This window comes from Salinisphaera sp. LB1 (genome assembly GCF_003177035.1).
Taxonomy (GTDB): domain Bacteria; phylum Pseudomonadota; class Gammaproteobacteria; order Nevskiales; family Salinisphaeraceae; genus Salinisphaera.
This window is the reverse complement of the sequence record NZ_CP029488.1, coordinates 2,172,998-2,192,211: the sequence shown is the minus strand read 5'-3', so window position 1 is coordinate 2,192,211 and position 19,214 is coordinate 2,172,998. Positions and strand designations below refer to the sequence as shown.

At 63.2% G+C, this 19,214-nt stretch carries 16 protein-coding genes and 1 pseudogene; 13 read left to right on the top strand and 4 right to left on the bottom strand.

What is annotated here, in order from left to right:
• The first annotated feature begins 37 nt into the window (after positions 1–37).
• From SALB1_RS09885 to SALB1_RS09860, 5 genes are all read left to right on the top strand, one after another.
• On the top strand, positions 38–1,072 hold the full coding sequence (locus SALB1_RS09885; RefSeq protein WP_109993713.1) for a substrate-binding domain-containing protein: 1,035 nt from the start codon (positions 38–40) through the stop codon (positions 1,070–1,072).
• Positions 1,073–1,358: 286 nt separating this feature from the next.
• Entirely contained in the window at positions 1,359–2,204 is an 846-nt protein-coding gene (locus tag SALB1_RS09880; RefSeq protein WP_109993712.1) for an AraC family transcriptional regulator, read from the top strand.
• 405 nt (positions 2,205–2,609) lie between these two features.
• Positions 2,610–3,239, top strand: a complete 630-nt coding sequence (locus SALB1_RS09870) for a LysE family translocator (protein WP_109993710.1) — start codon at positions 2,610–2,612, stop codon at positions 3,237–3,239.
• Between the two features lie 83 nt (positions 3,240–3,322).
• On the top strand, positions 3,323–4,108 hold the full coding sequence (locus SALB1_RS09865; protein WP_199678758.1) for a LysE family translocator: 786 nt from the start codon (positions 3,323–3,325) through the stop codon (positions 4,106–4,108).
• Between the two features lie 409 nt (positions 4,109–4,517).
• Positions 4,518–5,219, top strand: a complete 702-nt coding sequence (locus SALB1_RS09860; RefSeq protein ID WP_109993709.1) for a Spy/CpxP family protein refolding chaperone — start codon at positions 4,518–4,520, stop codon at positions 5,217–5,219.
• Positions 5,220–5,799: 580 nt separating this feature from the next.
• Here the strand turns inward: SALB1_RS09860 and SALB1_RS09855 are convergent.
• Positions 5,800–6,690: a LysR family transcriptional regulator gene (locus SALB1_RS09855; RefSeq protein WP_109993708.1), complete on the bottom strand. Its 891-nt coding sequence runs from the start codon at positions 6,688–6,690 to the stop codon at positions 5,800–5,802.
• 96 nt (positions 6,691–6,786) lie between these two features.
• Here SALB1_RS09855 and SALB1_RS09850 point away from each other — a divergent pair, with 96 nt between their 5' ends.
• The 3 genes from SALB1_RS09850 (at position 6,787) to SALB1_RS09840 (ending at position 12,354) form a co-directional block, all read left to right on the top strand.
• Positions 6,787–8,412, top strand: a complete 1,626-nt coding sequence (locus SALB1_RS09850) for an NADH-quinone oxidoreductase subunit L (RefSeq protein WP_109993707.1) — start codon at positions 6,787–6,789, stop codon at positions 8,410–8,412.
• Entirely contained in the window at positions 8,405–10,915 is a 2,511-nt protein-coding gene (locus SALB1_RS09845; protein WP_109993706.1) for a YbcC family protein, read from the top strand. The genes SALB1_RS09850 and SALB1_RS09845 overlap by 8 nt, the downstream gene beginning before the upstream one ends.
• A gap of 167 nt (positions 10,916–11,082) precedes the next feature.
• Positions 11,083–12,354, top strand: coding sequence for an O-acetylhomoserine aminocarboxypropyltransferase/cysteine synthase family protein (locus tag SALB1_RS09840; protein WP_109993705.1), 1,272 nt, complete (start codon positions 11,083–11,085; stop codon positions 12,352–12,354).
• A gap of 54 nt (positions 12,355–12,408) precedes the next feature.
• Here the strand turns inward: SALB1_RS09840 and SALB1_RS19900 are convergent.
• A pseudogene (locus SALB1_RS19900) lies at positions 12,409–12,632 on the bottom strand (zinc-binding dehydrogenase); the annotation flags it as partial.
• 170 nt (positions 12,633–12,802) lie between these two features.
• Between SALB1_RS19900 and SALB1_RS09830 the strand changes: the two are divergent.
• Positions 12,803–14,155 carry an MFS transporter gene (locus tag SALB1_RS09830; RefSeq protein WP_109993704.1) on the top strand — a complete coding sequence of 451 codons (1,353 nt, stop codon included), beginning with the start codon at positions 12,803–12,805 and terminating at the stop codon, positions 14,153–14,155.
• 264 nt (positions 14,156–14,419) lie between these two features.
• On the opposite strand, the gene SALB1_RS09825 is transcribed toward SALB1_RS09830, so the two are convergent.
• Positions 14,420–15,433 carry an NAD(P)-dependent alcohol dehydrogenase gene (locus SALB1_RS09825; RefSeq protein WP_109993703.1) on the bottom strand — a complete coding sequence of 338 codons (1,014 nt, stop codon included), beginning with the start codon at positions 15,431–15,433 and terminating at the stop codon, positions 14,420–14,422.
• 60 nt (positions 15,434–15,493) lie between these two features.
• Positions 15,494–15,793, bottom strand: coding sequence for an ArsR family transcriptional regulator (locus tag SALB1_RS09820; protein ID WP_109993702.1), 300 nt, complete (start codon positions 15,791–15,793; stop codon positions 15,494–15,496).
• A 208-nt stretch (positions 15,794–16,001) separates the two neighbouring features.
• Here SALB1_RS09820 and SALB1_RS19040 point away from each other — a divergent pair, with 208 nt between their 5' ends.
• From SALB1_RS19040 to SALB1_RS09805, 4 genes are all read left to right on the top strand, one after another.
• Positions 16,002–16,166, top strand: a complete 165-nt coding sequence (locus SALB1_RS19040) for a hypothetical protein (RefSeq protein ID WP_158590702.1) — start codon at positions 16,002–16,004, stop codon at positions 16,164–16,166.
• An 81-nt stretch (positions 16,167–16,247) separates the two neighbouring features.
• Positions 16,248–17,288 (top strand): lipid A deacylase LpxR family protein, encoded by a 1,041-nt coding sequence (locus SALB1_RS09815; RefSeq protein WP_158590701.1) that lies wholly within the window; start codon positions 16,248–16,250, stop codon positions 17,286–17,288.
• A 106-nt stretch (positions 17,289–17,394) separates the two neighbouring features.
• Positions 17,395–18,324, top strand: a complete 930-nt coding sequence (locus tag SALB1_RS09810) for an alkaline phosphatase family protein (protein WP_199678756.1) — start codon at positions 17,395–17,397, stop codon at positions 18,322–18,324.
• Between the two features lie 514 nt (positions 18,325–18,838).
• On the top strand, positions 18,839–19,207 hold the full coding sequence (locus SALB1_RS09805; protein WP_179950655.1) for a phosphonate transporter: 369 nt from the start codon (positions 18,839–18,841) through the stop codon (positions 19,205–19,207).
• The last annotated feature ends 7 nt before the right edge of the window (positions 19,208–19,214 follow it).

Sequence of the window (19,214 nt, the reverse complement as noted above, 5' to 3'; positions counted from 1 at the left end):
ACAGACCGCAGACTTACCGAGAAAAAAAAGGATATAAATATTGAATATCAAGATGTTGGCAAAAGAACTCGGCATCTCAATCGGCACCGTTTCGCGGGCCCTCAATGGCCGGCCCGACGTCAATGCCGAAACGCGCGAACGGGTGCTGAAAGCCGCCGATCGGCTCGGCTACGCGCCAAACCAGTCGGGGCGTAGCCTCAGACAGGGCACCACCAACGCCATCGGTTTCATGATCCAGACCGGCCGCGAGGCCATGGGGGAAAGCGACAGCTTCTTCATGCCGCTGTTCAACAGCGTGCAGACCGTTCTCGAAGAGCAAGGCATGGACCTGATCGTGCTCACCTGCAGCACGCATCAGGACCCGGAGGCCTATTTGCGACGGGTGGTTTCGCGACATATCGTCGACGGACTCATCCTGTCGGCCACGCTGCGCGTGGACCCTCGCATCACGCTGCTTGAGAAGCGCAATATCCCCTTTGTCACGCTCGGCCGCAGCGAGAGCGGTCGCGACCATCCCTGGATCGACCTCGATTTCGAACACTTCGCCCGGTCCAGCGTCGCGCGGCTGGCCGAGCTGGGGCACCGGCGCATTGCCATCGCGGCACCGGCGAGCGACCTCAATCTGGGCTTCGTTTTCGTCGACACCTATCGACAGGCGCTTGCCGAGCATGGCCTGGCGTTCGACCCCCGTCTGGTGCTCCGCGGCATTCCGACCGAGGAAGGCGGCCTTGAAATCGGCAAGGCTTTTCTGGCCCTCGAGGCGCGGCCCGACGCGATCATCCTAGTCAACGAAGTGCTCGCCCTCGGTTTCTACCGCGTCCTTCAGGACGCCGGGCTCATGCCCGGTCGCGATGTCGCCGTCATTGGTTTCAAGGAAAGCCCGCAGACTCGCTTCCTGACCCCCTCGCTGACCGCTTTCCGGATGTCTCTTCACGAGCTCGGCACCGAACTGGCGCGGACGCTGCTCGCGACCATGCCGGCATACATGAACGCCTTCCCCGACCAGCCCCGGCAGCGGCTCTGGCCAATGCAGATGGTTCACGGTGAAAGCGAGGGCAAGGCACGGCGATGAGTCGTATCAGGGAATACCGCGAATGGCATGGAAAAGCGCCGAAATAGTAAGATAAACTTGTGTCACAGAACACTGATATGTGATTACATCGCAAACATCTGTGCCAAAAGACTGTTTTGGCGCTGGCTTTGGCCGATTCCAGGGGCATCATGAATTTCGATGCCATCCATATGGTCCGAAATACAACGGCCCGAATATGACGCGCGATGACAGCGAAGCCGAGTACAGTCGCTGAATAGCCATATAACGCCAGTTTGGCTCGCGCTGCAGATGGCGAAACTATCGGATGAGTCAGCACTTACGAAACCGGCTCTACGAAACCCCGTGGCAATCAGGTTTCAGCTTTCTGGATGCCAGCTTCAAGGGACACCCCTTCGGAAAGCACACTCATAACGCATTCGCTATCGGTGTCATGACCGCGGGGGTCGGCGGCTACAGCAGCAAGGGCGCATCCTTTGTATTCCCGTCCCATACGCTGTCATTGATGAACCCGGAGCAGTCCCATGATGGGTATGCGCTCCAGGGCCGGCTTGAGTACAAGATGCTCTATATCACGGAGCAGGCCCTGGGGCGCCTGCTGCCAAGACGACCACGAAAAGGCTTCGATACAACGGATCCGCGCGACGATGATCAACGCGTCGAACGCGCGTTCACGTCACTCGCGAAGCGGCTGGAACACCCGGCTCATCACGGATGGGAGCTGGCATTCGATGGCGAGCTGATCGATACGCTCGACTGGCTATTTGTGCGTTACGGCCGTGAGCGGCCAGTCCGTGCCGGCCAGGAACCCGAGGCCGTGCGCCGGGTCCGCGAGTACCTGGACGCCATGTCGGTACTGGATGCCGATGATCGAATGACCGGCCTGGATCGAGTCGTCACACTCGAATCTCTCGGGGCCATGGTTAACCTGCACCCGCACTATCTTCTCAACGCATTTCGACGTGTCATGGGTGTTCCGCCCTACCAATATTTTGTGCAGCGCCGCGTTGAAAGGGGTCGCGAACTCCTTCGGCGCGGCTATACCTCGACGGAGGTCGCGTTTCGGCTCGGCTTTTATGACCAGGCGCACTGGATCAGAAGTTTCAAACGGATTCTGGGCGTGACGCCGCGTCGCGTGATATTCCAACGGTAGTCCATAGGCGACCCAACGGCGCGCCCGGCGCTTTTGCATCAAGATCGTACAATTTCCGATGTCGAAGCCAGTGTAGTTTCATCTCGATCACTGCCCACATGACGGCGCATTTCGAGATATGGCCACCGACCCCGGTACGATTAACAACACTAGGATAGGGCGAACACCGCATGCCGCCGCTAGATCGGGTTCGCCAGCGGTCATCAGCGCGGTCCGGAAAGGGGCCGGCGTGAGACTGAACGCCTCGCCTCGGTTTCGAGTCGCGCGTATCAGCAGCATCAGCCGCTACAGCAACAATACGGGGCATGAATTCGAGGCCGGAATGCGGCCTGAGAGCTATTCCGCAGCCGGCGCCCGCCGGGAGCTCTTCGTTGCGTACAGCGGCGACATACGGGACTGCGAACTGTGAGTGTCGCGATAGCTCAGCCCAGTGCCGCCGTGACGACGCTATCGATGGCGGGCTTTGCCTTGGCAACATCGGCGTCGCCGGGCCCGGTCAACGTCATCTGCGCGATGTCCGGCGCGCGCTACGGCCCCGTCAGAAGCCTGCGTTACGTGTTCGGCGCAACATTTGGATTCGTAGCGCAGTTGATCCTCGCGGGAGTGGGGCTTGCCGGCATCGTGGGCAACAACCCGCTCATTTCGAAAACACTCACTGCGGTCGGTAGTGTCTACATGCTGTATCTGGCTTACCAGATTGCCCGATCGGCCGGCGAAATCGAAAGCAAACGGATTGAGCGAGTTCCAGGCCTCGCCGCTGGCGCGCTCGCGCAATGGGCGAACCCTAAGGCGTGGATTGTGTCCGTTTCCGGGATATCGATTTATGTTGCGACCAAGCAAGCCTACATACCTTGGCTTCTGGTGTTTTCGGCACTTTTCCTATGTATCTGCGCTGTGTCGCTCTGGACCTGGACCATGCTGGGAAATGCGCTGTCCCGGCGTACCGGCAACGTCCGAATTCTGAACCGTGCGATGGCAGTCTTGCTGGGCATATCGGTGATTATGCTCGTTCAGGAAACCTTCGGCTTGCAATAGAATAACGCCGACGTGTTGAATACAGCGTAGTGTGGGGCTGTTGTATGTCAACGCATTTCGGAAGACGCATAGGATCGCGATCATTGACGGCATCCGCCGTGGCGGCGATGCCGATGATCGCCGTGTCGGCGCATCGTGTGGGCACCCAGCCGAGCCTGCGTAGTCTGGCAGCTTCTGAGCTGTCCGAGGATAGCGATTGGAAGCCAACAGCCCTTCGATCTGACGTGAGCGTAGAACTTTTCGCCGTATTTTTCATAGCCGCTCTGGCATTAGCATTCAGCCCGGGGCCTGGAATGCTGTATGTGCTTTCACGTGCGATCGAGGGAGGAACCGCCCCTGGGGTTGCATCAACACTGGGCACAGCGCTAGGCGGGTTGATTCATGTCGTTGCTGCCGCAATGGGGCTTTCAGCACTGCTTGCGGTATTTCCATTGTCGTTTGTTCTAATTAAATACGTCGGCGCCGTATTTCTCGCTTACCTCGGCGTTCGAATGCTGATTTCCGCCAACCGAACGGGGCGGGGCGTGGATGGAACGGACGAAAAGCCCAGGGTAGTCAAAGTCCGCACGGCATTCAGACAGGGGATCATCACTGAAATACTCAACCCTAAAGTTGCGCTATTCTTCTTAACCTTTATTCCACAGTTTATTAGCCGAAATTCCGAAAACGTTATCCCGCAATTCCTGCTTCTCGGAACTTTGGTTGTTTTTTTAAACACTATTCCGGACTTCATTATCTCTTTTTATGCGGCGCGGATAGCGAATCGATGGAACTCCGGTCGTCGATACCGAGTAGGACAACGACTCGTTTCCGGTCTTATTCTCGTGCTTCTGGCCTGTTTCCTGGCAATGCCCACTTACCACGGCTAGGTGGCGAACCTTTTAAAAAACCGGTGACACGATCAGGAGGGGAACATGGGCCGGGCTCAACGGCGAGGCCATTGAACCGAGCCGCCATAACCATACCCGCCCTGTCGCCACGCATCGAGGCATCTTCCCCTCATGCAAAAATCACCAAGATAAAGATCGCTGCAACCATCACTTGTTGTTTCGTTCCATCTCGAAGCCCCCTCGGAATCAGAGCATGCCTCATCGGATGTGCCATAGCGGCGCGCCCGGCCGTGGCCGATTCCGGATCACCGCCGTGAGTTGATTTCGGTCAAGTGCCCGGCGTCATCGACGGGCCAATATCGTTGCCATGCCGTCATCAGGCGTCCGGTTCGGCCGGATGCCAACCGCATGCCGTATTCGATAGTCGCGTGATCAAGAGGACCGAGTCATGAAATTTCAGAAGGCCATTCAAACAGCCCCCTGGCTCAGCGGATTGGTACTGGCCGCCGCACTGTCTTCGGCCGCCCTGGCCCAGAACGGGATGATGGGGCGCAACGGCACCGCGCCGCAGGCTTCAAGCGAGACGCAAACGCCGGCACAGGCGCCGCCGTATGGTTATGGCCCGGGCATGATGTACGGCTATGGTCCGGGTGCGAGCTCTGGCTACGGGCCGATGATGATGTGGAACGGTGCCGGGCCGGACGGGATGCGCGGGCCCGGCATGATGCCGGGCTACGGCTACGGGATGATGTATGGCCACGGTCCCGGCATGATGTCCGGTGACGGCTATGGCCCCGGCATGATGTATGACTACGGCGGGATGCCGGGCTCGACACTGAATCTCAGTGCCCAGCAGCGTCAGTCACTGGGCAAGCTCTGGCGCACCGAGGCGAGCCAGCAAGGCCAGATCCGGGGGCAGCTTTTCCAATACATGGAACAGATGCGCAACCTGATGGCAAACTCGAACCCCGATCCGAAAGCGGTCGGTCAGGTCTACGACCATATCGCCACCACCCGGCGCCAGTTGCTGGTCAACAGCCTTCAGATGCGCAAGAAATTCGAAAATATACTGACGCCGGAACAGCGCAAACGCTGGCGCCAGGATCGGCCCTGGTGTGCCGGTGGCTGGCAACACAATGGCGACGACTGACGGCGCATTAGCGCAAGGGCAAGGGCCGGCTACCACACGCGATGGCTCGGGGCGGCAGCGGCCGGACCAACCGGCCAGCCGCGGGCCGGCGACAACTGAGCGGCCACTCGCGTGAATGCCGGGGTCGCCGGCCCGCTTACGGCGAGCGCGCCCGGGGAACCCCGGCTGTCATGGCCCGGCTATCGCGTCCAGTCCCGGGCGCAGCATGCGGCTTCTGGACTCATGCACAAAGTTCAGTCAGGGGCTTGACGACGCGATAGCTCGCGCACTTGAAGCCAGCGGTGCCTTGATTGTGCTTCTTGTTTGCACTCGTTCGCGTGCATTGGCGGACCCATTGCCCTAGTGTCCTGTCTCGCAAGTAACCTTACACTGCGCGCGGCCGTCACCGCGTCTGGCGGCGTTGCGAAACCAAGCCGTATGATCCGATACGACTGGGTTTCGCGCCTTGCCAGCCACGCCGACGGCTCACGCTCGTTTGATAAGAAACTTACGAGACAGGACACTAGCTTATTCAGCCCGCTGGGTGTGGTGCGGAATCAAGTGCGGCTTTGCCTGGGTGTCATTGGCGCGGCAGACAGGCTCAGTCGCGAATCAGCTCATCCGGTGTGCGTGCCAGCAGTTGTGCGATCAGTGGATTCTGGAAATACCGCTTCACACTGATGGCATAGAAGTTTTCGTGCACGTTGGGTAGCTGCCCGTATTCCACCAACGTGCCGTCTGCGATCTCGTCGCGCACGACCACGGGCGGCATGATCGATACGGCCGCCGAATCGCGTGCCATCAGACGCAGCATGGCCATGTCGTCCACTTCGGCGAGAATATGCGGGCGCAACCCCCAGTGTTCGCAGTACATATCCACCGCGGTGCGTATCTCGCTGTGCTCGCCGGGCAGCAGGATCCGGGCGTCGGCCAGGTCATCCGGCAAACGAAACGGGGTATCGCGCGGCCGCCCGAGTACGCTCACCGCCTGTCGGGCGATACGCCGGCTGCGCCAGGGCGTTTCCGCAGTGCTGGGAAGCGTCGTGTTGGATAGCACCAGGTCCAGCCGATGCGTGCTGAGCTGCCCGAGCAGATCATCGAGCCGGCCGGACTGCAGGACCAGCGAGATATCGTTTCGGCCCATCAACGGCGCAATGAAGCCCTCCTGGAAGTTTCGCGATAACGTGGCCATGGCCCCGATACGCACGACCTGCCGTGCGGCACCACGCCCCTCGCGCAGGGTGGCCAGCAGTTCCTCGCCGCGGTTGAAGATCGGTTCGGCGTAATCCAGCGCCACCCGGCCCGACTCGGTGAGTTCCAGCCGCCGGCCGACACGCTTGAACAGAGGCTGCCCCAGCGACGCTTCAAGCTTCTTGATCTGGGTGGACAGCGCCGACTGCGACAGATGCAGGCGGGCCGCCGTCTCCGTGAGGTTGCCCTGCTTGGCCACACGCCAGAAATAATACAGGTGATGGTAGTTCAACTGCGCCATCGTTCTATAATACAGAACGAAACATATATAAATAAGTATTTTTATTGAACGTAGAGCCGCTCTAACCTAGCCGGGTTCCCGACCGGACCTGCCGATATGTACGCCATCGACACCACCGCGACTGCTCTTTTCGCCCTCAGCGTGCCCGTGACCTATCTCTGGGCCGCCATTGCATCGGGAGACCGGCGCGGCCCGGTTTTCGCCCGCTGGCCGGCCACGCTGGTCTATGCGCGCTGCGCGATCGGTTTCACCATCGCGCTCGCATTGCTATACCTCGTCACGGCAAAGTCGCCGACGTTGAGCGCACGCCTGCCCTGGCCGCACCCCACAAGCTTCGCGCCGAGCGTGCGCGTCGACCCGGTCACGCTGGCCATGCTGGCGCTGATCAGCTTCATCGGCCTGGTCATTCTCACCTTCTCCCGCCAATATCTGGCTGGCGACCCCAACGCGGACGATCCGGAACAGCATGTTTACCGGCGCTGGTTCTGCGCCACGCTGGCGAGCATCTCGACCCTGGTGGTGGCCAATCAGTTGCTCCTGCTCGGCGTGGCCTGGGTCGCCACCAGTCTTTGCCTGCATCAGCTTCTGATCTATTACCATCAGCGCCCCCAGGCGCTGCTGGCCGCCCACAAGAAGTTTCTCATCAGCCGGGTCGCGGATGCGTTCATTCTTGTGGGGCTGATTCTGGTGGGCATGCACTACGGCAGCTTCCAGATGGACCGGGTGTTCGCCCGGGTCGAGCCGACCGCTTTTACACCGACATTGACCCTCGCCACCGCCCTGATCGCCTGTGCGGCGATCCTCAAGTGCGCCCAGCTGCCCTTTCACGGCTGGTTGATTCAGGTGATGGAGGCGCCCACGCCTGTATCGGCGCTGTTGCATGCCGGCATCGTCAACATGGGCGGATTTCTGATGATCCGTCTCGCGCCGCTGATGGCACATGCGGGCCTGGCCCAGGCGTTGCTGGTGATCGCAGGCACCACCACCGCCGTGGTCACCGCCCTGATCATGACGACCCGTGTGAGCGTCAAGGTCATGCTGGCCTGGTCCACCTGCGCCCAGATGGGTTTCATGCTCATGGAGTGCGGGCTCGGGCTGTATAACCTGGCCATGCTGCATCTGCTGGCGCATTCGTTCTACAAGGCGCATTGCTTTCTCACGGCCGGCGAGATGGTGGCGACATCGACCCGCCGCTCGTGCACGCCGGCCAGCGCCAAACCATCTGGCGCCCGCTGGCTTTTCATCGCCGGCATTGCGGGGGGCGTGATCTTCGGACTGTTTGCGATCCCGAGCCTCGGGCGCGGCCATCCGGCCGTTTTCGCGGTGCTCGTGCTGGCGATTGCCTCGTTGATCGGCGAAGGCGCCAACTCGCGCGAAATGGCCTGGCGCACGGGCGCCGGTGCGCTGGCCGTGACCGGTCTGTATCTGCTGTGGTCTTTCTTGTCCACATTCTGGGCGCCGCCGACGACCACGGCGCCTTCGATGGCCAGCGAAGTCGGCATCACCCTGGCGTTCGGCGCGCTGTTCATCCTGCGCGCGATGCTGACCACAGCCGGCGGCGCGCGCCGCCTTGCCTGGCTGCAGCCCCATGTATACGGCGGTTTCTATCTGGATCAATTATTCACACGGCTGACGCTCGTGATCTGGCCGCCGCGGCTTCCCGCGCGCGCACCGCTTGCCACGACGCCCCCATCCCCGACTCGGAGCACGGCGCATGAGTAACGTTTCAACCCCGGAGCCCACCGCAACGCGCCACCTATCGACCGCGCCTTCAGCCGAGGTCGTCGACGAGGCCATCGCCGGTGCCTGCGCCCGGATCGCCCCGACCTGGCCGCTCGATCAGTCGGTCGCCGTCAACCCCTGGTGGGGATTGCGCGGGCTGCCGATCCAGCAGGCCGCGGCCCAGGTCGCGGCACGCGGTGGTGCCCGGGCTCTGCCGGGGCGGGCCTACTTACGCGATCAATGGATGAGCGGCCGCATCGCTCGTGCCGATTTGGAAGCCGCTTGTCGCGAAGCCGATTCGGCGCTCACGGCGGAAACGCTGGTCGCTCATCTCGAGCAGCCCACCTGTACCGCCCGCATCGCGCTGGTGGCCGATCAACTGGACCAGACCCGTGATCTCGCCCACCGCACCGCCTGGAACGAAGAGATCGTGCACCAGATCAGTCAATTGTGCGCGTCGGCATTCGATCGCGGTCAGGGCGACTGGCCGGGTAGGCCAACCGGCGGGCTCTATGCCGCCTGGCATCACAACGTCATGCACGACCGCGGCATGGCGATTCTGATGGGCGAGCCCGGTCTTCAAAAACGCTTTAAAGACCTGCCGGACAGCCCGGACGCCCTGATCCATGCCGCGCTCACCGCCATGTCGGTCCCGCTCGATCACGCCGAAACTTATCTGCACGCACTGCTGCTGAGCGTGAACGGCTGGGCGTCCTGGTGTGCCTATCTGTGCTGGCAGGCCAACCTGGCCGGGCGCGAAGACACGACACTGCGGGATCTGCTCGCGATGCGCCTGGCCTGGGACTGGGTGCTGTATCAATGGGTCGCCGACGACGCCGCGCGCGGCGCCTGGCGGCAGGCGCTGACCCAGGCGGAACGGATCGAAGCCGAACACATCAGCGACCAGCAACTCGACTGGATCTGGCTCCGTGCCCTCGAACTGGGTTATCAAAGGCCGCTGATCGGCGACCTGACCGGCGGGCCCACCCCGACCTCAGTACCGTCAACACCGGTGGTGCAGGCCGCGTTTTGTATCGATGTGCGATCGGAAGTCTTTCGCCGCGCACTGGAAGCCGTCAGCCCCGAGGTCGACACGCTCGGCTTTGCCGGTTTTTTCGGCCTCCCGATCGCCTACCAGCCCCCCGGATCGGCCGTATCGCAAGCGCAACTCCCCGGGCTGCTCGCCCCCAGCCTGACGGTGACGCTGGAAAGCCGGAACGGCCACGACGACACCTGCCGGCGCGACGCAGACGCGAGCACGCGGCTGCGCGCCAGCGAGACCAGCCGTCGCTTTCGCTGGGGCAGCACGTCGACGTTTTCGTATGTCGAGTCCACCGGGCTGCTCTACGCTTTGAAATTGCTCAAGGACGGGCTTTTGCACAAGTCGCCCGGACATGCAGCAGACGCGGCGCAGGCCGCGGGCGCGGCCCCGCTCAAGCCCCGGCTGACCGACCACGGCAACGCCTTGTCCGTCGCCCGTAAAATCGAGCTGGCCGCCGGGATTCTGCGCGGCATGTCGTTGACGCAAGGCTTCGCCCCGATCGTGATGCTGGTCGGGCACGCCAGCCAGACCCGCAACAATCCACAGCAATCCGCCCTCGACTGCGGGGCGTGCGGCGGTCATTCGGGCGAGATCAACGCACGCGTCGTCGCCGGACTCCTGAACGAGCCGGACGTACGGCGGGGCCTGCGCGATCACGGCATCGACGTGCCGGCCGCGACACGCTTCGTCGCCGCACTGCACAACACGACCACCGATGAGGTCACCCTGTTCGATCTTGAGGACCTGAGCCGGGAGCAGGCCGACCACGTAGCTCGGCTGCGGACCTGGCTGGACGACGCCCGCACTCGCGCAAACGCCGAGCGGGCGCCCTGGCTGGAGTCCGGCCCATCGGCCCCGGGCGCCCAGCGCGAGCGTCTGGGCCAGCGCGCCCATGATTGGTCGCAGGTCCGCCCGGAATGGGGGCTGGCCCGCAACGCCAGCCTGATCGTGGCGCCGCGCCAGCGCACGCGGGGGCTGAATCTCGCCGGTCGCGCCTTTTTGCACGAATACGACGCCGCGCAGGACGCGAACCACGAGATTCTCGAGTCGATCATGACCGCGCCGATGATCGTCGCGCACTGGATCAATTTCCAGTACTACGCCTCAACCGTGGACAACCGCGTTTACGGCAGCGGCAACAAGGCGCTGCACAATGTCGCCGGCGGTCACATCGGTTTATTCGAAGGCAACGGGGGCGACCTGCGTATCGGCCTGTCGCTGCAGTCGCTGTGGGACGGAACGCGTTGGGTGCACGAGCCGCTGCGGCTCAGCGTGTTCATCCAGGCATCCGCCGACGCCATTGCCGACATCATCGCCAAACACGAAAGCATTCGACAGCTGGTCCACCACGAGTGGCTGTTCGTCTATCAAATCGGCCCGGGCAGCGAAGCCGTGCAGCGCTATCGAGCCGACGGCTGGACACCCATCGATGGCGACACCCATCGAGCCCGGGCGAGCTGAGCCGATCGCCCGGCCGGCTCGCGCGTCAAGGACGAGATAGTTTTCGTTTCAATTGGTCATATCCGCAACGCGTGTCGCTGGCCTAAACTCGAAGCCCTCGGCCACCGGCTTATAGCACAAGCGACAACGCCGGGCGCCGCGATTCACGAAACCGAGGGAGCCTTCGCATGAAACCCGAAACCATCGCCCTGCACGGCGGCTACACGCCGGACGAACAGCATGCCGTGGCCGTGCCGCTGCATCAGACCACATCCTATGCGTTCGACGATGCCCAGCACGCCGCCGATCTGTTCGATCTGAAAGTGCCCGGCAACATCTACAGCCGCATCATGAACCCGACCTGCGGCGTGCTCGAGCAGCGCATCGCCGCCCTGGAAGGCGGTGTCGGCGCGCTGGCCATGGCCTCCGGAATGGCCGCGATCACGGCGGCGATCCAGACCATTGCCGAAGCCGGCGACAACATCGTCTCGATCAGCGAACTCTACGGCGGCACCTACAATCTGTTCGCGCACACGCTGCCGCGCCAGGGCATGAGCGTGCGCTTCGCCGACAAGGACGATCTCGACGCCATGGCCGCGCTCATCGACGACCGCACCAAGGCCATCTACTGCGAGTCGATCGGCAACCCCTCCGGCAACATCGCCGATGTCGCTCGCCTGGCCGAAATCGCCCACGCCCACGGCGTGCCGCTGATCGTCGACAACACGGTCCCCTCGCCCACGCTGCTGCGCCCCATCGAACACGGCGCGGATATCGTCGTGCATTCGGCCACCAAGTACATCGGCGGCCACGGCACCACCATCGGCGGGCTCATCGTCGACTCCGGACGCTTCCCCTGGCTGGAACACGCCGAGCGTTTCCCGCTGCTCACCACGCCGGACCCGTCCTATCATGGCATCAACTACGCCAGGGATGCCGGCGAGGCCGCGTTCATCACCCGCGCGCGGGTGGTGCCGCTGCGCAACATGGGCGGCGCGATGAGCCCGTTCAACGCCTGGATGTTCCTGCAGGGGCTCGAAACGCTCGCCCTGCGCATGGAACGGGTCTGCGAGAACACCCAGCGCATTGCCGAATACCTCGCAGCCCACGACCGCATCACCTGGGTCAACTACGCCGGCCTGCCCGGCCACCGCGACTACCCCCTCGCGCAGCGCTACATGAACGGCCGGGCCTCGGGCATTCTCTCCTTCGGTATCGAGGGCGGGCTGGATGCCGGCGTACGGTTCTACAACGCGCTCGAGTTATTCATCCGGCTGGTGAATATCGGCGATGCCAAGAGCTGTGCGGCCATGCCCGCGGCCACCACCCACAGCCAGCTCAACGAAGCCGAACTGGAAAGCGCGGGCGTCACCCCCGACATGGTGCGGCTGTCCGTCGGCATCGAACACATCGACGATCTGATCGCCGATCTGGCGCAGGCGCTCGCGGTCACCGCCTGACGAGCGCCGCGGGCGCAGACCCGACCACCACCGGCCCCGCCTCACGGCGGGGCTGTCGATATCGGGGCCGCCGCTGAGCGCGCGTGTGGTTCTGGCCCCAGTTGCCATTTTCCCCGTAATCGATCAGATGATCGGCGCCGATCCCGCAGGCGCTCCAGCTTGTCGTTGCGCGAGGAGGCGGCGATCACGGTCGCGCCGCAGCGCTTGGCGAACTGAAGCGCAAAGACGAAGACCCCGCCGGGGCCCTCCTGGACGAGTACGGTCTCGCCCGACTGCAGGCACAAGCCTGCGCCGAAACGGCCCGTTTGATCCATATCAAAAGACAAGGCGGGCCCCACGCTTATGCTATCTGCGGAGTTGCCACGACTTGCCCGGGGCCAGCGGCACGGTCACACGCTAGGCACCGACCGGGCCAGTCACCGATGATCGCGAGGACTGTTGGCGCGTCATGGAACCCAATTACGCCGAGAGCACTGCGTCAACGCCCACCGGCCCAGCACCGGTCGAACGCGGTAAATCGTACTCCCGACCCTATTTCGGCCACCGCCATACGCCGAAAACCATCATCGGCGGCACGATCGGCAACATCATGGAGTGGTACGACTTCGCGCTCTATGGTTTTTTCGCGCCCGTGCTCTCGGGGCTGTTCTTTCCGTCCGACAGCCACCTGGGCTCGCTCATCGCCACCTTCGGCGTGTTCGCCGTCGGTTTTTTCATGCGCCCACTCGGCGGCGTGGTGTTCGGCTATATTGGCGACCGCTACGGCCGCGCCAAGGTGTTGCGGCTCTCGATCATCACCATGGGGCTCGCCACTTTTCTGCTGGGAGCGTTGCCCACGACCCATCAGATTGGATTCTGGGCGGCAGTACTGCTGATCGCGGTCCGTCTGCTCCAGGGGTTATCCGTGGGTGGCGAGTTCAGCGGATCGGTGACCTATATGGTGGAGACATCACCGTTGCATAAGCGCGGCCTGTCCGGGAGCTGGGCCAACTTCGGCAGTCTCGTGGGGACGTTGGTCGGCTCCGGGCTGGCCGCCGGAGTCAGCACCCTTTTGCCGTCGGATCTGCTGCATGCCTGGGGCTGGCGCATACCGTTCCTGCTCGGCGGCGTGTTCGGCGGCGCGGCGTATCTGTATGTGCGCAAGCTCGGCGGTACGCCGCACATGGCGCATCATGAAAAACAGCATGCCGACGATTCCCCGCTGCACGAGGCCCTCACCCAGAACCGGCGCGAGACAATCCTGGCCATCATCTTCGCGTCGGGCTACGGGGTCGCCTTCTATATTCCGCTGGTCTATCTGCCCACGTTCGCCAGCGAGATCGGCTCGGTGAGCGACGGCACCGCGCTGACCATCAACTCGATCGGCATTGCGCTGGCCATGCCGATCATCCCGCTGTGCGGCTGGCTATCCGACCATGTGATTCGCCGTCGCTCGCTGCTAATCCTCGCCTTTCTGGCCATGGCCGCCGCGGGTGGGGTCCTGGTTGGGTTCGCCGCGGGCGGCTGGGTCAATCTCATCATCTGCCAGTTTCTGCTGGCACTGCTCATCGCCATACCGCTCGGCTCGGCACCGGCCATGCTGGTAGAACTGTTCCCGGTACGGGACCGTCTCACCGGCTATTCGCTGGCCTATAATCTGGGCCTCGGCGTGGCTGGCGGCACAGCCCCCATGATCGCCACCTGGCTGATTTCGTTCACCGGTTTCGACGCCGCGCCCGGGGCGTATCTGGCCCTTGCCGCGCTGGTATCGGCCGGCGCCTTGTGGTTCATGCAAGACCGCAGCCGCGAGCCGTTGCGCTGATCGGCGACTTTTTTGCCCCGGGACGCCGGACACGCCGTAATGGCAGGGCCATGACCGCCCCTGAATCATGTGCCGAATGCAACTATGCATAACGAGGATTCCCGGATCCATTCGAACCGACCCGCGCAGCAATCCATGGCCAGCCCGCACCGACGGCTGCACGGCGACCGGGCAGGCCGCCAGCAAGCCGCTGGACTCTGCCTGTCGCCCGGCCGAACCCTTCACATCCGCGCCAACGCCTCGAAGCCGCCCGAGGCGACACATTCAGATGTCGAGGCAGATCTTGCCAATGTGCTGGTTGGTTTCCTGATAGCGGAACGCATCCGCCAGTTCATTCAGCGGGAACCGCTGGTCGATGACCGGATGAATATCGTTGGCCTCGATCGCCCGGACCATGTCCTGCTGTTGACGCCGGTTGCCGACCAGCACGCCCTGAAGACGGATCTGCTTGGCCAGCATCGGCATGAGCGAGACTTCGCCGGTCACGCCGGTTAGCACGCCGATGACGGCAATATGGCCGCCGACGCGAACGGCGTTCATCGATTGCTCCAGCGTATCCGGCCCGCCGACTTCGATCACATGATCGACCCCGCGGCCGCCGCTGAGCGCGCGTGCGGTCTGGCCCCAGTTACTGTCTTCCTTGTAATTGATCAGATGATCGGCGCCCAGGTCCCGCAGACGTTCCAGCTTGTCGTTGCGCGAAGAGGTCGCGATCACGGTGGCGCCGCAGCGCTTCGCGAACTGGAGCGCAAAGATCGAAACCCCGCCGGTACCCTGGATGAGTACGGTCTCGCCCGGCTGCAGCGCCCCGTCTTCCATCAACGCCCGCCAGGCGGTCAGGCCGGCCGTGGTCAAGGTCGAGGCTTCGGCTGCCGTGTAGTTGGCCGGGGCATGCGTGAATGCGTTGGCCGACCGGGTCACGCGCTCGCGGGCGTAACCGTCGATACCGTCTCCGGGCACCTGATCGAAGCCTTCGACCTCGGCCTCGCCATCCAGCCACGTCGGGAAAAAAGTGCTGACCACAGAGTCGCCCACGGCGAACTCGGTCACGCCGGCCCCAACGGCTTCCACGTCGCCGGCGCCATCGGCCATGGGAATCCGGTCTTCCGGCACGCCGCCCCACAGACCAGTCACCACGGCATAGTCATGGAAATTCAGTGAGTTCGCCTTCAGCCGAACGGTGATCTCACCGGGCCCCGGGTCCGGCGCATCGCGCTGCTCACGACGCACCCGGTCGTAACCACTGCCCGCACCGACGACAATCGCTTGATTCGACATATCCGACTCCTTTTCGATTCGTTATTTCGCGAATTAACGAAATATTGGAGCGCAAAGATATCAGACGACGCGGGTCATGTCGTCCAGCAGCGTTGTGATCGCGGCCTCATTCCGGCGGTAATAAGTCCATTTGCCGATACGCGTGGCGCACACGAGTTCAGCACGCTGCAGAATCGCCAGATGGGTCGAGGCCGTGGAGGGCGACAGCCCTGCCTTTTGCTGAATATGGCTGACGCAGACGCCAATGCCGACCGGGTCGCCATGAGCCTGAGCCGGGAAATGCGCTTCCGGCGCCCGGAGCCAGGCCATGATCTGCAGCCTCGTCTCGCTGGCCAATGCCTTCAGTTGATGCACCATCATCAGGCCAACGATAACGTTTTGCGGCCAGGCTGTCGCCGCAGCCAACACCCGTCCCGCGCCCTGCGGCGTTGCGGGCATTCGCCGTATTCCCGGATACGGCCCATCACCGCGCCTCGCCCGGCCGGAATAATCGTTACAAATCCACGACCTGAACCGACGTGGCCGGACACCGGCGTCACGGACACTGCCTGCCGGTGCGCGCTGCATCGTGGCCGACCTCTTCATCGCGATGGCCGGTCGCGGCGCCGCAGCGGCCGGTCGCAAGAGCCCGGCCGCTGCGATCGATGCCGGCCGCGCCCGCGGGCCCGGGCAGAGCGCGTTTTCGAGTCCGGAGCCGGGCACGCTATGGCAGCGCGTCGAGATTCGTGTGTAGAATACACCTATGAGCAGCAGAGCATGTTGCAACGCGTCAAGACCACGCTGGCAGCGGTCTGTTGCCAGTGCGCACCGTCGCATGCGCCGCACGCTGCGCTGGCTGTTGTTCGGGCTGCCACCGCTTCTCGGCCTGAGCCCGCTGGCATTGGCCCAACGCCCGCACGGCCCGGTCACCTGGACCTTCTCTTTCCAGGACGACAAACTATTTCTTTCCGATAATCAGTACACGGGCGGCGGCGGCGTGAGCATGCATTCGGCCATCGCGAGCCGGCTGAGCCAGACCCATGGCACCCCGGCCTTTGGCAAGTCGCTGGCGCGATGGGTGCTGCCGACAGGCCCGCAGCTGGGCTATCGCGAGAGCTGGACGCTCGGGCAGGTCCAGGACACCCCTACCCATCTCGGCACGCACCGGCTGATCACCAACGACTTCCCGTACATGGGCCTGCTCGGCTGGGGCAACACCTTCATCGCATTCAACGATCGCAATCTGTACGGGGCGGAGCTGATGCTCGGGCTGGTCGGGCCATTGGCTGGGGGCAAGCAGGTGCAAACCGCCATCCACAGCATCATGAGCACGCCGCCGCATGGCTGGAACAACCAGCTCGACAACGAGCCGGTGATCAATCTGTACTACACGTTCCAGCACAAGATCTGGCGTGCGCCGCATTTCGATATCGCATCGAGCCTGGATGCCGCGCTCGGCAATTATTTCACCTACGGCCAGACCGGGCTGATCGCCCGCATCGGGCAATTGCCGCCCGGTTTCGCCACCCTGCCCGACCCGCTCGGGCGCGGTGTCAACTACGATGCCACCCAGACACCGACGGATCGCGGCTATTTTTATGCCACCGTCGCCGTGCGCGGTACCGGCGTGGGACGTTCGATGGAACGCCAGGGCAATCTCATTCGCAACGACAATCCCTGGACCCAACGGAACACGCTGCACATGAGGCCGTTCGTGGCCCAGTTGATCGCGGGCGTCAACTATGTGCGCCCGCGCTGGGGCGTGCATTTCGACATGTGGATGACGACCAATACAGTGGATACGGACAACCTGCCGCCGGCCAGCGATGCCCACAACAACTTCGGCGCCGTCTGGTTCGATTACCGTTTCAACTGATGTGGCGCGATGCCGGTTCATCTCGCGCCATGACCAAACGAGGGCGATCAATGCACGTGTATCGACTCGATTCAATACGCCGCCGCGGCGGCAACGCGGGGCCGGCATGAAACCACAGCAGCCCCTCGGTCACCGCCTGCGCCGGCTCGCGCTGATAACCGCGCTGACCGTCAGCCTGGCGGGTTGCATGTTCGCCAGCCGGGTGCCGCCGGCGTTCGGCAGCTCGCAGGCGCATACGCGACTGCCGCAGGGGACACTGCCGCGACCGGCTCATGTCGTAATCGTCATCGAAGAAAACAAGGCCTATTCCCAGATTCTGGGCAATCCCCAGGCGCCGTTTCTGAATCGGCTTGCCGCCTCCGGCGCCACGCTCACCCATGCCTACGGCGTCACCCATCCGAGCGAGCCCAATTACCTCGCACTGTTCTCTGGCACCACCCAGGACGTGCTGCTGGATAGCTGTCCGCACCGGTTCACCAGCCGCAACCTGGCCACCACACTGCGTGATGCCGGGTTGAGCTTCGCCACCTATGCCCAGTCCATGCCGAAGACGGGGTACACCGGCTGCCGCCACGGGCTTTATGCACGCAAACACAACCCGGCCGTCAACTGGCAGGGAGTTAACGTACACGCCGCCCAGAACCGCCCGTTTCGGGATTTTCCGTCTGACTTCAACAAGCTGCCCACGGTGTCGTTCGTCATCCCCGACCTCGACCACGACATGCACAGCGCCAGCATCGCCCAGGGCGACCGCTGGCTGAAGCGGCATCTGGGCGGCTACGTCCAGTGGGCACGGCATCACAACAGCCTGCTGATCGTGACTTGGGACGAGGACAACTATCTTCATCACAACCATATTCCGGTGATCATCGCCGGCGCGCATGTGCGCAAGGGACAAGTCAAGCGTCCGGTCAACCACTACAGCATGCTGCGTACACTGGAAGCGATGTATGGCCTCCCGCTATTGGGGCGGAGTGCGCAGGCCGTACCGATCATCAGCCCCTGGCAATCGTCCGGCGGCAGCGCATCGTCATGACCGCGCATGACGGCCAGGCCGCTGATTCGAGCCCTGTCCGTGTCCTGTGATGTCAGTTCACGTCACGGATTTCCAGCGATTGTGCGTGCCGGGCCAGGCACGGTGAATGGCCGCCACAGGGCACCCGGGGCACGGAGCGGCCCGGCTTCAGGCCCCCGACCGATGCCATCCGCAGCCGCATCCGTCGTTTTTTTAAGTGCGCCGCCGGCTGACATAGGCCCAACGGGCCAGACCCTCCCGAGCAGTTGGCCGAACCTCGACAGCGCGCCCCGCCACCTGACCCCGTACATCCGGCCCGGTACGTCGAACACCGCGTTTTCGCAGATAATTAATAGTTGTGCGCTATCGGGTTATCCCATATCGTCGTCCGACGTTTTTGATTCATTAAACGCGGGACTGTGACTGTGGCTGGCCCGCCAACGACTCGGCATCGTGCAGCGGGATCTGACGAGCCACGAACCCGGCGTTCCTTAAACTCGTGGTTCCCGCATTCTGATTTCATGGAGGCGCGTACATGCGCGACACCAAGCCGACATTCGAAACCGTCCGGCTGATCGATCTCGAAAACATGGCGCCGGAGGACCGCGACACGCTCGATTTCGGCGTGATCGGTCTTCGCCCGGATACCTGCGCCGATGTCTACAATGCCACCGAGGCTCGCATGTCCGGTGTCGACCCCGCTCATGTGCTGGGTGTGCCGTTTTTTTCCACCATCGGCCAATGCATGAACAATTTCCTGGTCGCCCAGCGTTTCGAGGACGAGGCCGACCTCGACGAGATCGTACCGTTCGTGCTGACCCTGCGCATGCGCCCCACCCGCGTGCGACTGCGACTGCTGCAGGCCCACGATGTAGTGCGACGCTATATTCTTGTCGAGCGCTGATCGGAGG

Coding starts and splice junctions, on each gene's coding strand:
- SALB1_RS09855 (WP_109993708.1), bottom strand. CDS start 6,690: ATGGCGCAGTTGAACTACCATCACCTGTATTATTTCTGGCGTGTGGCC.
- SALB1_RS09845 (WP_109993706.1), top strand. CDS start 8,405: ATGAGTAACGTTTCAACCCCGGAGCCCACCGCAACGCGCCACCTATCG.
- SALB1_RS09805 (WP_179950655.1), top strand. CDS start 18,839: ATGCGCGACACCAAGCCGACATTCGAAACCGTCCGGCTGATCGATCTC.
- SALB1_RS09810 (WP_199678756.1), top strand. CDS start 17,395: ATGAAACCACAGCAGCCCCTCGGTCACCGCCTGCGCCGGCTCGCGCTG.
- SALB1_RS09825 (WP_109993703.1), bottom strand. CDS start 15,433: ATGTCGAATCAAGCGATTGTCGTCGGTGCGGGCAGTGGTTACGACCGG.
- SALB1_RS09830 (WP_109993704.1), top strand. CDS start 12,803: ATGGAACCCAATTACGCCGAGAGCACTGCGTCAACGCCCACCGGCCCA.
- SALB1_RS09815 (WP_158590701.1), top strand. CDS start 16,248: ATGCGCCGCACGCTGCGCTGGCTGTTGTTCGGGCTGCCACCGCTTCTC.
- SALB1_RS09820 (WP_109993702.1), bottom strand. CDS start 15,793: ATGATGGTGCATCAACTGAAGGCATTGGCCAGCGAGACGAGGCTGCAG.
- SALB1_RS09880 (WP_109993712.1), top strand. CDS start 1,359: ATGAGTCAGCACTTACGAAACCGGCTCTACGAAACCCCGTGGCAATCA.
- SALB1_RS09850 (WP_109993707.1), top strand. CDS start 6,787: ATGTACGCCATCGACACCACCGCGACTGCTCTTTTCGCCCTCAGCGTG.
- SALB1_RS09840 (WP_109993705.1), top strand. CDS start 11,083: ATGAAACCCGAAACCATCGCCCTGCACGGCGGCTACACGCCGGACGAA.
- SALB1_RS09860 (WP_109993709.1), top strand. CDS start 4,518: ATGAAATTTCAGAAGGCCATTCAAACAGCCCCCTGGCTCAGCGGATTG.